Source organism: Stenotrophomonas sp. MYb57 (genome assembly GCF_002966815.1).
Taxonomy (GTDB): domain Bacteria; phylum Pseudomonadota; class Gammaproteobacteria; order Xanthomonadales; family Xanthomonadaceae; genus Stenotrophomonas; species Stenotrophomonas indicatrix.
Genome location: NZ_CP023271.1, coordinates 574,068 through 588,549 on the forward strand (window position 1 = coordinate 574,068; position 14,482 = coordinate 588,549).

13 protein-coding genes are annotated in these 14,482 nt (G+C 63.5%); 12 read left to right on the top strand and 1 reads right to left on the bottom strand.

Annotated elements, in window-relative coordinates; genetic code table 11:
• Nucleotides 1-83 precede the first annotated feature (83 nt).
• The 12 genes from CLM74_RS02620 (at nucleotide 84) to CLM74_RS02675 (ending at nucleotide 12,806) form a co-directional block, all read left to right on the top strand.
• Entirely contained in the window at nucleotides 84-449 is a 366-nt protein-coding gene (locus CLM74_RS02620; RefSeq protein ID WP_025878451.1) for a DUF4398 domain-containing protein, read from the top strand.
• A complete protein-coding gene (locus tag CLM74_RS02625) occupies nucleotides 446-1,330 on the top strand; it encodes an OmpA family protein (RefSeq protein WP_025878452.1) in 885 nt (294 codons plus the stop codon). Before CLM74_RS02620 ends, CLM74_RS02625 begins: the two co-directional genes overlap by 4 nt.
• Before the next feature lie 323 nt (nucleotides 1,331-1,653).
• The gene (locus CLM74_RS02630; RefSeq protein ID WP_025878453.1) at nucleotides 1,654-1,890 is read left to right on the top strand and encodes a YdcH family protein; all 237 of its coding nucleotides are present in this window, start codon (nucleotides 1,654-1,656) and stop codon (nucleotides 1,888-1,890) included.
• A 351-nt stretch (nucleotides 1,891-2,241) separates the two neighbouring features.
• Nucleotides 2,242-3,612, top strand: a complete 1,371-nt coding sequence (locus tag CLM74_RS02635) for a pyridoxal-phosphate dependent enzyme (RefSeq protein WP_025878454.1) — start codon at nucleotides 2,242-2,244, stop codon at nucleotides 3,610-3,612.
• 123 nt (nucleotides 3,613-3,735) lie between these two features.
• A complete protein-coding gene (locus tag CLM74_RS02640) occupies nucleotides 3,736-4,920 on the top strand; it encodes a cystathionine gamma-synthase (RefSeq protein WP_105163374.1) in 1,185 nt (394 codons plus the stop codon).
• 5 nt (nucleotides 4,921-4,925) lie between these two features.
• On the top strand, nucleotides 4,926-5,756 hold the full coding sequence (locus tag CLM74_RS02645) for an ABC transporter permease (RefSeq protein WP_105163375.1): 831 nt from the start codon (nucleotides 4,926-4,928) through the stop codon (nucleotides 5,754-5,756).
• Nucleotides 5,746-7,140 carry an ABC transporter ATP-binding protein gene (locus CLM74_RS02650; protein WP_105163376.1) on the top strand — a complete coding sequence of 465 codons (1,395 nt, stop codon included), beginning with the start codon at nucleotides 5,746-5,748 and terminating at the stop codon, nucleotides 7,138-7,140. The genes CLM74_RS02645 and CLM74_RS02650 overlap by 11 nt, the downstream gene beginning before the upstream one ends.
• Entirely contained in the window at nucleotides 7,137-7,724 is a 588-nt protein-coding gene (locus CLM74_RS02655) for a CatB-related O-acetyltransferase (RefSeq protein WP_199776068.1), read from the top strand. Before CLM74_RS02650 ends, CLM74_RS02655 begins: the two co-directional genes overlap by 4 nt.
• Before the next feature lie 34 nt (nucleotides 7,725-7,758).
• Nucleotides 7,759-8,781 (top strand): class I SAM-dependent methyltransferase, encoded by a 1,023-nt coding sequence (locus CLM74_RS02660; protein WP_105163377.1) that lies wholly within the window; start codon nucleotides 7,759-7,761, stop codon nucleotides 8,779-8,781.
• A gap of 145 nt (nucleotides 8,782-8,926) precedes the next feature.
• The gene (locus CLM74_RS02665; RefSeq protein ID WP_105164922.1) at nucleotides 8,927-10,237 is read left to right on the top strand and encodes a glycoside hydrolase family 99-like domain-containing protein; all 1,311 of its coding nucleotides are present in this window, start codon (nucleotides 8,927-8,929) and stop codon (nucleotides 10,235-10,237) included.
• Nucleotides 10,234-11,934: a rhamnan synthesis F family protein gene (locus tag CLM74_RS02670; protein ID WP_105163378.1), complete on the top strand. Its 1,701-nt coding sequence runs from the start codon at nucleotides 10,234-10,236 to the stop codon at nucleotides 11,932-11,934. The genes CLM74_RS02665 and CLM74_RS02670 overlap by 4 nt, the downstream gene beginning before the upstream one ends.
• Before the next feature lie 20 nt (nucleotides 11,935-11,954).
• Nucleotides 11,955-12,806 (top strand): class I SAM-dependent methyltransferase, encoded by an 852-nt coding sequence (locus CLM74_RS02675; protein WP_234003411.1) that lies wholly within the window; start codon nucleotides 11,955-11,957, stop codon nucleotides 12,804-12,806.
• 258 nt (nucleotides 12,807-13,064) lie between these two features.
• Here the strand turns inward: CLM74_RS02675 and CLM74_RS02680 are convergent, their stop codons facing one another.
• On the bottom strand, nucleotides 13,065-14,258 hold the full coding sequence (locus CLM74_RS02680; RefSeq protein WP_105163379.1) for an acyltransferase: 1,194 nt from the start codon (nucleotides 14,256-14,258) through the stop codon (nucleotides 13,065-13,067).
• Nucleotides 14,259-14,482: the final 224 nt, after the last annotated feature.

Genomic DNA, 14,482 nt, shown 5'->3' on the forward strand with positions numbered 1-14,482 from the left:
AAGCACGGTACCGGCTTGACGACAATGGCCGCGAACCGACAACCGGTACGGCCTCCCCAATGAAACGACTTAGCTTCGCACGAATGCGCCACAGCCTGTATGTGATGGCGTTTGCATTCGCACTCTCTGCTCCCGCCTGGGCGCAGGATGGCGCGTTGGAACTGGCCCAGGCCCGGCAGGCGGTGGACAAGGCCACCCAGGCCGACGCCGACCAGTACGCCCCGGACCTGATCGGGTTGGCCCGCCAGGGGCTGGAGCAGGCCCAGCGTGCCGCCGGCGACCGCCGCGAGCGCAAGAACGCACCGGCGCTGGCCCTGCGTGCCACCGTTGACGCCGATCTGGCCCGTGCCCGCAGCGAGGAAGCCACGGCGACCGCACAGCTGCAGCTGCGCCGCAACGAGGTCAACCAGCTGCAGCGCCAGTTGTCGACCGGGGAGGACCGCCGATGAAGACGATTTCCGCGCTGACCCTGGCTACGCTGCTGGCCCTGCCGACGCTGGCACTGGCCGCTGACAACCCGATGGTGGGCCAGCTGAGCCAGCGCCTGATGGCGATCCAGGCCAATCCGGACACCGCCGAACTGGGCGCCTTCGAGCGCATGCAGGCGCAGCAGGCCATCGCCACCCTGGAGAAGGCCAAGCGCCGTGACCAGGAGCTGGCCACCTACCTGGCCGAGCGCCGGGTCGAGATCGCCGAGACCGCCGTGCGGGCTGCGCTGGCCGCGCGCGAGGTCGACCGCCTGGAGCGCACCCGCGGCGATCTGCTGATCGAGGCCAGCCGCCGCGATGCCGCCCGTGCCCGGCAGGAAGCCGAACAGCTGCGCATGCAGGCGCAGATGCAGGCAGAAGAGGCCGAACGCCTGCGCCAGGCGGCCGAGGCCGAGACCCTGGCCCGCCAGGATGCCGAGAACGCCCTGACCAGCGTGGCCGGCAAGCAGCAGCAGCGCCTCAGCTCGGCCCAGCAGAACGCGGCCAAGCTGGCCCGTGAGGAAGCCGAGCTGGTGTCCGGGCAGAAACTGCCGGGCTCGAAGTTCGATGGCCGCGGCGAGGTCTTCACCTTTGCCGGTGACGCGTTTGCGGCCGGGGCCTCGAGCCTGTCCGGTGGCGCCCGCAACCAGGCCAAGGCCCTGGCCGAGTACGTGAACATCGGCAAGAAGGGCAGGATCCGCATCGAAGCCTATGACAGCGCCAATGGCGTCGGCCAGAAGCGCGCCGAGGCACTGCGCGACGCGCTGGTGTCGGCCGGTGTCGCCAGCAGCCGGATCCAGGTGGCTGGGAAGAAGGCCGCCTCCACCCGGGCCCGCTCGGCCGAGGTCGTCATCGCGCCGTAATTGATTGATATTGTTTGTTTTTCGTTGTGTTGAGTATTCAGCCTGAACCCCGCCTCGGCGGGGTTCGGTCTTTTTGCCGCAGGGGCTTGAACCCCGTCCAGAGCAAGCGTAGGGTCAATTGTCCGGGACGCAATAACGCGGACCGGACGATGGGAGGGCCGGGCCGATGCAAGCAGGGCGCGAACCGCAGCAGATCGAAGTGCGCAGGCCAGTGCCGCACGTCGTTGTGGGCACCCATGTGGGCATCGACCGGCACTCCTCCATGAACAACGCCCCGTGCCTTGCGGCCGGGGCGTTCGTGTATCTGTCGAAGGAGGTCCATCATGTTTGAAGATCAGCCCCAGAGCGAGATCGACGCCCGTCGCGCGCGCGATCCGGAGTTCCGGGCACTCCATGACCAGCACCGCAAGTTGAACAAGAAGTGCATGGATGCGGAGTTGGGTGTACTCCCGATCGATGATGTCACCCTGGGTCGAATGAAGCGCGAGAAGCTGCTGGCCAAGCAACGCCTTCTGCGAATGTACGAAACACCGCTCGCAACCTCGTCCCCCACGCATTGACGCACCCCTGTCGTGCCCGGAATGGCATGACCTGGCCATCGATGGCCCTGCCAGGCTCTCCTGACCTGGCAACGCGGCGCCGCTGAACGCAGGCGTCGCGCCAAGGCACCACACGCGGTGGTGCCTTGGCCCCGCAGGCACGTCCCCCGATGCGGGCGGTACCGGTCTCCTCGTCGATCCGGGGCCGTCCGCATCCCCTTGGGCCGCCAGCCGAGCTGGTGGGTGCCGGAGGGGCCTGCGAGTGCCTGTGGGTGCCGACCGTTGGTCGGCACGCCCTACTCCTGACTTTCGTCGCCATCCATCGGATAATCACCGGTCCGGCCCTGTGTGGCGCGAACCGAAGTCCCCCGAATGCCCATCCATTCTTCCGTCCTCGAACTCATCGGCCAGACCCCTATCGTCAAGGCCCAGCGCCTGGATGCTGGCGTCTGCGAGCTCTACCTGAAGCTCGAAAGCGCCAACCCGGGCGGATCGATCAAGGATCGCATCGGCCTGTCGATGATCGAAGCGGCAGAGAAGCGCGGCGACCTCAAGCCCGGCGCCACCCTGGTGGAAGGCACCGCCGGCAATACCGGCCTGGGCCTGGCGCTGGTGGCCCAGCAGAAGGGCTACAAGCTGATCCTGGTGGTCCCGGACAAGATGAGCCGGGAAAAGATCTTCAACCTGAAGGCGATGGGTGCCGAAGTGCGCCTGACCCGCTCGGACGTGGCCAAGGGCCACCCGGAGTATTACCAGGACCTGGCCAAGACCATCGCCGAGCAGACCCCGGGCGCCTACTTCGTCAACCAGTTCGGCAACCCGGACAACCCGGCCGCGCATGAATTCGGCACCGGCCCGGAGATCCTCGAGCAGATGGATGGCGATCTGGATGCCATCGTGTTCGGCTGCGGCAGCTCCGGCACCATGACCGGCCTGTCGCGCGCCTTCGCCACGCTGTCGCCGAAGACCGAGCTGGTGCTGGCCGACCCGGTCGGCTCCATCCTGGCCGAGTACATCAACGACGGCGTGCTCAACGACAAGTCGGGCAGCTGGCTGGTGGAAGGCATCGGCGAGGATTTCCTGCCCTCGATCTCCGATTTCAGCCGTGTGAAGAAGGCCTACGCCATCACCGACGCGGAGAGCTTCCATACCGCGCGTGAGCTGCTGGGCAAGGAAGGCATCCTCGGTGGCTCCTCGACCGGCACCCTGCTGGCGGCGGCGCTGAAGTACTGCAAGGAGCAGACCACGCCGAAGAAAGTGCTGGTGCTGGTCTGCGACACCGGCAACAAGTACCTGTCGAAGATGTACAACGACTACTGGATGCTGGACAACGGCTTCCTTGAGCGCCCGCAGCACGGTGACCTGCGCGACCTGATCCTGCGCCCGTACGGCCAGCGCGACACCGTCGTGATCGGCCCGAACGACCTGCTGACCACCGCCTATCAGCGCATGAAGCTGTATGACGTGTCGCAGCTGCCGGTGCTGGACGGTGACCAGCTGGTCGGCATCGTCGACGAAAGCGACGTGCTGCTGCACGTCTACGGCGACGAAGCACGCTTCCGTGACCCGGTGGCCACCGCGATGGTCAGCAAGCTGGATCGCCTGGATGTGAAGTCGCCGATCGAGGCGCTGCTGCCGGTGTTCGACCGCGGCCAGGTGGCCATCGTGATGGACGGTGACACCTTCCTCGGCCTGATCACCCGCATCGACCTGCTGAATTACCTGCGTCGGCGCGTTCAGTAAGGCGTTTATCGCCGCAGATCGCTGCTGAATCCCGGTTTATCCGCGTCAAAGCTCGTTAAGGCCGCGCTGATAGACTCCCGCTCCTTCGACGGCGCCGGTCATCGGCGCCAATCAGGAAACGACATGTCCAACGCTTCTTCCCCGGACCGCGCGCTGGCGCTGGCCACCCTGGCCATCCATGGCGGCCAGTCGCCCGACCCGAGCACCGGCGCGGTGATGCCGCCGATCTACGCCACCTCGACCTATGCGCAGTCCAGCCCGGGCGAGCACCAGGGCTTCGAGTACTCGCGTACCCACAACCCGACCCGCTTCGCCTACGAGCGTTGCGTGGCCTCGCTGGAAGGCGGCACCCGTGGCTTCGCCTTCGCGTCGGGCATGGCTGCCAGCTCCACCGTGATCGAGCTGCTGGATGCTGGCAGCCACGTGGTGGCAATGGACGACATCTATGGCGGCAGCTTCCGCCTGTTCGAGCGCGTGCGCCGCCGCACCGCCGCACTGGACTTCAGCTTCGTCGACCTGACCGATCTGGCGGCCTTCGAAGCGGCAATCACCCCGAAGACCAAGATGGTGTGGATTGAAACTCCCACCAACCCGATGCTGAAGATCGTGGACATCGCCGCGGTCGCCGCCATCGCCAAGCGCCATGGCCTGATCGTAGTGGTCGACAACACCTTCGCCTCGCCGATGCTGCAGCGTCCGCTGGAGCTGGGCGCGGACCTGGTGCTGCATTCGGCCACCAAGTACCTCAACGGCCATTCGGACATGGTCGGTGGCATGGTCGTGGTCGGCGACAACGCCGAACTGGCCGAGCAGATGGCCTTCCTGCAGAACTCGGTGGGTGGCGTGCAGGGCCCGTTCGACAGCTTCCTCGCATTGCGTGGCCTGAAGACCCTGCCGCTGCGCATGAAGGCGCACTGCGCCAACGCGATGGCGCTTGCACAGTGGCTGGAAAAGCACCCGGCGGTGGAGAAGGTGATCTACCCGGGCCTGGCCTCGCACCCGCAGCATGAGCTGGCGGGCAAGCAGATGGCCGGCTACGGCGGCATCGTCTCGATCGTGCTGAAGGGTGGTTTCGAGGCGGCCAAGCGCTTCTGCGAGAAGACCGAACTGTTCACCCTGGCCGAGTCGCTGGGCGGGGTGGAAAGCCTGGTGAACCACCCGGCGGTGATGACGCATGCGTCGATCCCGGTGGCACGCCGCGAGCAGCTGGGCATCAGTGATGCACTGGTAAGGCTGAGCGTGGGTGTTGAGGACCTGGGGGATCTGCAGGTGGATCTTGAGCGGGCGCTGGCGAGTACTGCTGCGTGAATCCGATGACCGTGTCGTCCGCCAAGACCTCGGTTTCGCCGCTGGCGATGGTGCGCAGTTTTCTCGGCAACCGCGTCTTGATCTACCAGCTGGCCAAGCGCGAGGTCATCAGCCGCTACCGTGGCTCGTTGATGGGCCTGGCGTGGTCGTTCTTCAACCCGTTGCTGATGCTCGCCGTGTACACCTTCGTGTTCTCGGTGGTCTTCAATGCCCGATGGGGTGGTGATGTGGCACACAAGGGTGATTTCGCGATCATCCTGTTCGTTGGCATCCTCGTGCACGGCATCTTTGCGGAGTGCGTCAACCGCGCCCCCAGCCTGATTGTGGGCAATGCCAGCTACGTCAAACGCGTGGTGTTCCCCCTCGATACGCTGCCCTGGGTGGCGATGGGGGCGGCGTTGTTCCATGCGCTTGTGACCCTGGTGGTGCTGCTGCTTGCGCAGTTGCTGATCCGTGGCGTCCTGCCCTTGACCGCACTGTATTTCCCGTTGGTGGTGTTCCCGCTGGTGCTGTTTACGATGGGCCTGGCCTGGCTGTTGTCGGCGCTGGGCGTGTTCGTGCGCGACATCGGCCAGATGACCGGCATCTTCACCACTGTGCTGCTGTTCCTGGCGCCGGTGTTCTATCCAGTGAACGCACTGCCGGAAAACATGCGCAAGTGGATCTACTTGAATCCGCTGACGTTCATCATCGAACAGTCGCGGGAAGTGCTGATCTGGGGCAAGGCGCCCGATTTCATCGGCTTGGGCAAGTACGCCGTCTTCGCTGCTGTCGTCGCATGGCTTGGCTATGTCTGCTTCCACAAAATGCGCCGGGGGTTCGCCGATGTCATCTAATGGATCCACGCACGAACCGGACGATCTTGCGATCCGGGTGTCCGGTGTCACCAAGTGCTTCCAGGTGTACGCGCAGCCGCAGGACCGCCTCAAGCAGGCTGTCCTGCCGCGACTGTCGCGGCTGCTGGGACGCCCCGGCGGCATGTACTACCGCGAATTCTGGGCATTGAAGGGCGTCGATTTCGAGGTGCGCCGTGGTGACACGGTGGGTATCGTCGGCCGCAACGGCTCGGGCAAGTCGACGCTGCTGCAGATCATCTGCGGCACCCTGCAGCCAACCCACGGTGAAGTGACCGTGCGGGGCCGGGTGGCCGCACTGCTGGAGCTCGGTGCCGGCTTCAATCCGGAATTCACCGGGCGCGAGAATGTCTACATGAGCGCCTCGATCCTCGGCCTTTCGCGCGAGGAGATCGATCGCAAGTATGACGATATCGTGGCATTTGCCGATATCGGTGACTTCCTCGAACAGCCGGTCAAGACCTATTCCAGCGGCATGTACGTGCGCCTGGCATTCGCGGTGATCGCGCACGTCGATGCCGATATCCTGGTGATCGATGAGGCGCTGGCGGTTGGTGACGCGATCTTCGTGCAGAAATGCATGCGCTACCTGCGCAAGTTCCGCGAAAACGGCACGCTGCTGTTCGTCAGCCACGACACCTCTTCGGTGCTGAACTTCTGCCAGAGTGCCGTCTGGCTGGATCGCGGTGACATGCGCATGCATGGCACCGCGCAGGACACCTGCAACGCCTACATCGAATACTGCTCACAGGAAGTGTATGGCGACACCGTCAAGCTGCAGTCGCGCCAGGCCGCTGCCCGAGCCGCGGATGCACCTCCCGGCACGCCGGCGCCCGCACGCATCGAGAAGGACCTGAAGGTCGAGTTGTTCGACAACGTCGCCAATTCGGCCGGCTGGCAGTCCGGCGTGGCGAGCATCGATTCGGTCACCCTGTGCAACGAAGACGGTGAACCTTTCACTACCTTCGTCGGTGGCGAGCATGTGGTGCTGAAGATCCGCGCGACCGCACACGACCCGCTGACCAGCCCGCTGATCGGATTCTTCGTCAAGGATCGCCTGGGGCAATCGCTGTTCGGCGAACATACCTACACCTACATCCAACCGCCGATGGAAGTGGAGGGGGGGACCGGGTTGGAGGCGTCGTTCCGGTTCACCCTGCCACTGCTGCCCAACGGCGAGTACTCGATGACTGTCTCGATCGCCGAAGGCGACCCGTACACCAACACGCAGCATGCCTGGCTGCACGATGCTGTGTTGATCCGGGTGGCGTCGCCCACGCTCCGCTATGGTCTGGTCGGTATCCCGTTCGAGGAAGTGACCATGGTCCGTACCGGGGAGCCGCAGCGGATGGGAGAAGAGCCGTGACCGCCCCGCACACGCCGACAGTAACCGAGGCCCATGGTTTCATCCCCCCATTGACCAGTGATGACCCTCGAATCAGCGTCGGTCGATACACCTACGGTTCTCCGCAGCTGAAGGTGTGGTCGGAAGGTGAGCGCATCGAGATCGGTGCGTTCTGTTCGATCGCTGATGATGTAGTGATCTTTGGCGGGGGCGAGCACCGCCTGGATTGGGTGACCACCTATCCGTTGCGCATCGCGTTGAATTCCCCTGGCGCGGGCCACGACGGCCACCCGCATACCAAGGGCCCCACCCGCATCGGCAACGATGTCTGGATCGGGCATGGCGCGATGATCGTTTCCGGCGTCACCGTGGGCGATGGTGCATGCATTGGCGCAGGCGCCGTGGTTTCGCGTGATGTGCCTGCGTACGCGGTTGTCGCTGGCAATCCGGCGATGGTGGTGCGCAAGCGTCATGACGAGAAGACGATCGCCCGTTTGCAGGCGCTTGCCTGGTGGAACTGGCCGATCGACCGTATACGGTCCTTCGAGTCACTGCTCTGCAGTAGTGATGTTGAAGCGTTCATTGTCGCCGCCAGTGCATCCTGATTCCTTCAACCATTTCAAAGAACCCGGCTGTCCCATGAATGATTTTCCGCTGTCGAACAGCATGCTGATCTCCCCACGCGAGCTTTCGCTGAGCGCGTGGCTGGGTCACATTCCCTTTGCCTCATGGCTGGTCGAGCAGCTGCAGCCACAGTCGATCGTCGAACTTGGCACTCATCGTGGCTCCTCGTTCCTCGCGCTCTGCCAGGCGGTGCAGGAGCAGGGGCTGACCTCGCGGGTGTTTGCTGTCGATACCTGGGAGGGCGATGAGCACGCTGGCTACTATGGCGACGAGATCTACAACGAACTGCGCGAGTACCAGCAGCGCAACTATGCCGGCATTTCGGAAATGCTGCGGATGCGGTTCAACGAAGCCCTTCCTTACTTCGCAGAGGGCTCGATCGATCTGCTGCATGTCGATGGCCTGCACACCTACGATGCAGTTCGTGAGGACTTTGAAACCTGGTTGCCCAAGCTCTCCGACCGGGCGGTGGTGATCTTCCACGACACCTGTGTCCGCGAGCGCGGTTTCGGTGTCTGGCAGTACTGGAGCGAGATCAGCCAGCAGTACCCGGCGTTCGAGTTCACCCATACCCATGGCCTGGGTGTGCTGCTGGTCGGCAAGCAGCGTGTTCCTGCGTTGGCTGACCTGGCGGCGCGCGCCGCCACGGGCGCGTTTTCTCCCATCAATCGCCTTTTCGATACGCTGGGCAGCAATATCAAGCGCGCCGAAGAAGTGGAGCGGGTCAATGCCGGCTTGGTGGATGCACGCAACGAGGTCAATCGCCTCGGAACGCTGGGGCACGAGTTGCAGCAGCGTTGCCTGCAGCTGGAACAGGAAGTGCGCGACGGCCGGGAGCAGGTGCGACAGGCTGAGCAGCAGCTACAGCAGGTGCGGGAGCGGGCCGAGCAGAGTGCGGTGACGGCAGAGGACCTGAGCCGGATCGTTGCCGAGGAGCGTGCCAGGACGGTTGAGGACGTGCAGGCTGCACTGGGCCCACGACTGGATTCGCAGGCACGGTCGTTGGACAGGCTGCTGCAACCGTGGTGGCGCCGCTGATCGACATCCTGCCAACGGCCAGGATGTTACGTTGCAAATGCAGGGTGCTTGGTCTGTCAGGGGCAAGTAGAGGGCAAGCGCTCCGGCAATGAATTTTTTCCAGACCCATCAGCAGATTGGGTTGAACCGTTTTCTAGGGATGAACATGTCTACCGTCAAGCCGATCTGCTTCTATCTGCCGCAATACCATCCCGTCGCGGAAAACTCGGAGTGGTGGGGACCTGGCTTCACCGAGTGGACCAATGTTGCCAAGGGAAAGCCGAACTTCGTCGGCCACTACCAGCCCCATATTCCGCGCGAGCTGGGCTTCTATGACCTGCGGCTGATCGACAACATGCGGGCGCAGGCTGAGCTGGCCTCGCTGTATGGGATCCATGGGTTCTGCTTCTACTACTACTGGTTCGATGGTCGGCGCATCCTCGAGCTGCCGCTGGACAACTATCTCAAGAGTGACATCGAGTTCCCGTTCTGCGTGTGCTGGGCCAATGAGAACTGGACCCGCACCTGGGATGGCCTCGAGAAGGACGTACTGCTCGAGCAGAAGCATGGCGCCGATGAGGATCGGCGGTTCATGGAGGATATCCTGCCGCTGCTGAAGGATCGCCGCGCGATCAAGGTGGATGGCAAGCCCATGCTGCTGGTCTACCGCGCTGACCTGTTCCCGGATGCGAAGGAAACGGTCGCGCGCTGGCGCGAGGTGGCCCGCGAAAACGGTGTGGGCGAGATCCATCTGGTGGCAGTGCAGTTCTATGGCATCGTCGATCCGCGGGATTGGGGCTATGACGCAGCGGCCGAGTTCCCGCCGCATACGTTCATCGGTGCAGAGAACCGGCTGACGCGGCCGATCGACATCACCAACCCGGAGTTCCGTGGTGGTCTTGTTGACTACCGCAAGGTGGTCGCCCAGTCGATCAGCCGGCCCAAGCCCGACTTCCGCTGGTATCGAGGCATCGTGCCGGCTTGGGACAATACGGCGCGGCGCCAGCACACCTCGCACACGCTGGTTGACGCCTCTCCGTCGATCTATCAGTACTGGCTGCATCGTCTGGTCGAGTACACCCGCGTCAACAACGCGCCGGAAGACCAGATCCTGTTCATCAATGCCTGGAACGAATGGGGCGAGGGCTGCCACCTGGAGCCGGACCTCAAGCACGGGCTGGCCTACCTGGAAGCGACCCATGCGGCGCTGAACGGCGTGGGCAGTGACGAGGCACTGATGAAGGACGAGGCGCTGCTGCGCGCACTCGGTGGCGAGCGCATGAAGGCGCTCCTGGACGATCGCGAACGCCTGGTCAACGATGTGGTTCTGCTCTCTGCCGAGGTGCGCCGTACCAATCCACAGGGAATTTCCTCGGTTCCGAAGCCGGGCCTGCGGGCCTTCATCGGCCGGTGCCTGCGGCCTTTCCCCCGCCTGCGTTCCTTCGCGGTGCGCGCCTATCACGCGTGGCACGCATGAGTTCCATCCGTCGCGTTGCAGTTGTTGCCCACTTCGACGCCGAAGGCCGGTTGACTGACTTCACGCGCCGGTTGCTCGAAAACCTGCTGCGGCACGCAGAGCGTGTAGTGCTGGTGTCGACACGTCTCGACGCAGACCAGGCCGTGGGCCTGGACGAGCGCATCACGGTCATCGTCCGCGAGAACGTTGGATACGATTTCTACTCGTTCCGGACCGGTGTGCTGGCGGTAGAGGCATTGTATGCCTACGACGAGTTGATCATCGCCAATGACAGTGTGCTGATGATCGATCCCGAGGGCATGGATCGTGCCTTCGCGAAGATGCAGGGCGTGGAATGCGGTGCGTGGTCCATGACCGAGTCGCAGCAGGTCAGCCGACACCTGCAATCGTATTTCATGGTATTCCGCAAGGACGTTTTCTTCAGCCAGTACTTTCATCAGTTCTGGCGCGATGTGCGCGTGCTCGATGACAAGTGGGAGATCATTCTTTCCTATGAGATCGGGCTGACACAGTGGCTGCTGCATCATGGGGTGCGAATTGCCTCGGCTTTCCACGCCGATGCGGAAGGCATGCGCAAGTTGACCTCGCGGTTGAAGCGCAAGCGCGAGCAGGAGGCCGCGCCGAACAGCGTTGCGGCCCCGGGAGCCTTCGAAATCCAGCAGGCCAATCTTGTCCACTATCTGTGGGATGACCTGTACCGGCAGTTTGGATTCATCAAGACCGAAGTGCTGCGAGATGACCCCAACGGAGTGCAGGACGTTGGCCTGTCCAGCCTGATTGCCGACCCGGTGCGCCTGGCGCAGGTCGAGGACGAAGTGGCCAGGATGCGGGCCACCCGGATCAATTCGATGCCCCTGGTCACCCAGGCTCGCGAAGGGCTTTCGCAGGAAGAGCTGCAGCGCTATGGCGTTGGGGCCATTCCCGCGGACAGGCTGAAGGCTCGATTTGCCATCGTGCTCCACCTCTATCACCTGGATCTGGTCGAATCGATCCAGGGCTACATGAAGAACGTGATCGTCGATCATGATCTGTTCGTGTCCGTGAAGTCGGTGGCTGACCGCCGCGTCGCGGTGCGATTCTTCGAGGAGCGCGGGGTGCGTGCTTTCGTCTTCGTGCACCCGAACATCGGGCGGGACGTTGGTCCGTTCATCAGCCTGCTCAACAGCGGCCTGCTCGACCGTTACGACGCGGTCTGCAAGATCCATTCCAAGAAGAGCGTGTACCACGACGGTGGTGGGCAGTGGCGGGACGAGTTGATGAAGTCCCTGCTGGGCTCATCGCACACGGTGTTGAAGATCCTGCGCGCCTTCAAGCATGAGTCCAGCTGCGGCATCGTGGGTCCGGAGCACGCCTATGTCAGCAATGCCCGCTTCTGGGGAGGCAATGAGGAGCGACTTCGTCGGCTTGCTGCAGAAACCGGAATCGACGATGCCCGGATTCGGCTGGGATTCTTCGCCGGAACGATGTTCTGGTTCCGACCCGCGGCCCTGGATGCCTTGCGGGAGCGGGCATTGGCCTTGAGCGAATTCGACCCCGAAGCGGGGCAGTTGGATGCCACTCTGGCGCACGTGATCGAGCGCCTGTTCGTGCTCTGGGTGGAGCAGGCGGGCTATTTCGCAGCGACCACCCGGAAGCCGGATGCTGCGCTGTGTCATGAAAATTACGCAAAGCAAGGTATATCTGTCCTTCCGACCTGAGCGTGCTACCGGACCTGAAGATGGATGACCAGCAGTGGTATGAGCGTCTCGTCCGTTCGATCCACGAGCCTACGGAGGGGTTGCCGGGGTTCCCGTCGGCCTACCAGCAGGAGGTCTTTGTTGGAAAGTCCAACGAGGCCGCGCTGGCCGAGGCCTTCCATTTCTATCAACAGGTGAAGGCCGGCAGCTATCCGTTGCGTCGAAACTCGCCGGTGCTGGACTTCGGTGTCGGTTGGGGGCGGATCCTGCGCTTCTTTCTTAATGATGTCGACTCGGCTTACCTGTACGGAGTGGACGTGGACCCCGAGATCCTCGAGGTGGCGCGCTCCACCGGCGTGGCAGGCAATCTCAGCTGTATCGGTCCCAATGCACCGCTGCCGCACAAGGATGGCCGCTTCGAGGTCATCTATGCATTCTCGGTGTTCTCACATCTTTCCGAGGCTTCGGCGAAGTTCTGGCTGGCCGAGTTGATGCGCGTCCTCAAGCCGGGCGGATCGTTGGTGATGACCACCACGACCGATCACTTCCTGGAACTCTGCGAGGCGTGCACGCACAAGCAAAGCGACCGCAACCAGTATGAAGAGGACTATGCGCAGATGTTCGCCGATCCGGCGGCTGCACGACGCCGCTACGCGGCGGGTGAGCATGTGTACGCCGCTGTAGCAGGTAATGCGGAAGTTCTGGAAGCGTCAAACTACGGGTGGGCCGCAATGCCGCCAGCGTTTGTGCAGAGGGAGATCGGGCACCTGGCCCTGTCGATCGACTTCGTCGACGATCCCAACGTGCTGCCGCAGGGCGTCTTCACCGTGCGCAAGCGCGCGTCAGTGGTGCAGCGCGCAGTGCGTAGACTGCGGGCCGTGGCCTCATCCTGACCTGCACAAGTCCGTGCCCCTGACAAGGGGGCGGTAGCGTCGTCGAACCGTGCCGAAGGCATGGCGGCACTCAATGGCTGCACGTGGCTGCAGGCGTCGCTCGTTTCCGAGCCACCCGCACACCTCATCGGCGCAATCGGCACTCAACCGTCGGAAGCGCCTCATTGCCCCCGCCGACCTGCCGTGGCGTCGTGCCGCCGGTTTGGGGGGAGAAGCCAATCCCCCCCGAGATGGCCAAGCTGAGCCGCAGCCTGACGATCAGCGCGGCGTGGCTGCCGTGGTCACTTGCTGCGGGCGGTTGAACCAGCGGGCGTATACGGTCTTACCCAGCCGGATGAAGGGCACCTCGATTAGGCGGTACGTGACATACGCGATCGCGACGGAGACCAGCATCGTGCCCGATACGGCAATCAGATAGGTCTTGGTGGTTGACCAGTCTTCGTGCCGCGCGAGCCTGTCATACCACGGGCGAAGCGCGTTGATCACCGGACCGTGGGCCAGGTAAAGCGAGTAGCTGACGGTGCCCAGGAACCGGGTCACGCGGTTGACCAGCAGTTTGATCGGATTGAGCGCCAGGCCGATGATCAGTGCCGAGTACCAGATGGCGGGCCACATGTAGGGGTGACCGGCGAAGATCCTGTCGTCGATCCATGAATTGCTGCGCGCAACGAAGATGCAGGCCGACACCAGAAGCAACAGCGTTCCCACCGACCTGTCCTCCGGCACCGGGTCGTTGGCAAGCCGGTTGACCAGCAGGAAATAGCACACCGCCCCCATCGCGAACACCGGCATGTCCTTGATGAACAACCACTGGTGATGGCTGCCTGCGGTTTCCGGATCCAGCGGCAGCAACGGCAGGACGAAGATCATCGCGAAGTACGCCAGCAGCGTGCCCAGCACCAGCGACCAGGCCTCCACGATGTTGCGGGTCTTGAAGTAAATCAGCGGGAAAATCGCGTAGAACAGCATCTCAACACCGATTGTCCAGCTCGCCATGACGATGCCGCTCTGGTTTCCAGGCACTAGGTTGAAGACAAAGAAGATGCTCTGGAGTACGGCTGCCGTTGTGATCGGCAGGTGGTAGACGTAGGTCATAAGCAGGCAGCTGATCACCAGCCAGACATAGAACAGCGGCGCGATGCGGAAGAAACGGTGGGTGAAGAAGGACACCATGGGCCGGGCTTCCTTCAGCCTGGCAGGCATGGTGAAAAACAGCGAGAAGCAGCTCACCACGAAGAACAGCATCACGCCGGTGCCACCCTGTGCCGTCACCCCCGCCAGCCATGCGGGCGCAGGTACACCGCCGACGTAGACCAAGTGGAAGAACACCACATAGGCAGCGGCAATGCCGCGCAGAGCGTCGAGGAAGTGAAGCCGACCGCCGGTGCGCGCGGCCTTGGCGGCCGGCGGGCGGGTAATCGCCTGCCGGGTGTCGGTGGTGGGCTGGCGCATCTAGGGTTCCCCTGGGGCAGGTCGTCGGTTTGACGCATCAGGGCCAAAGCCACCTGTGCGCCCGTGCCAAGTGGACAGAGGCACGGGACGCTACGGATGGCAGGTGTGCCTGGCGCAAGCGGTGGACTAGAAAAAACGGTGGACTACAAAAATCGGTGAATCTACGTGGGCACCGTCCTGGTGCGACCCAGGACGTTCATCGATACTCCGACGACGCCGGACGG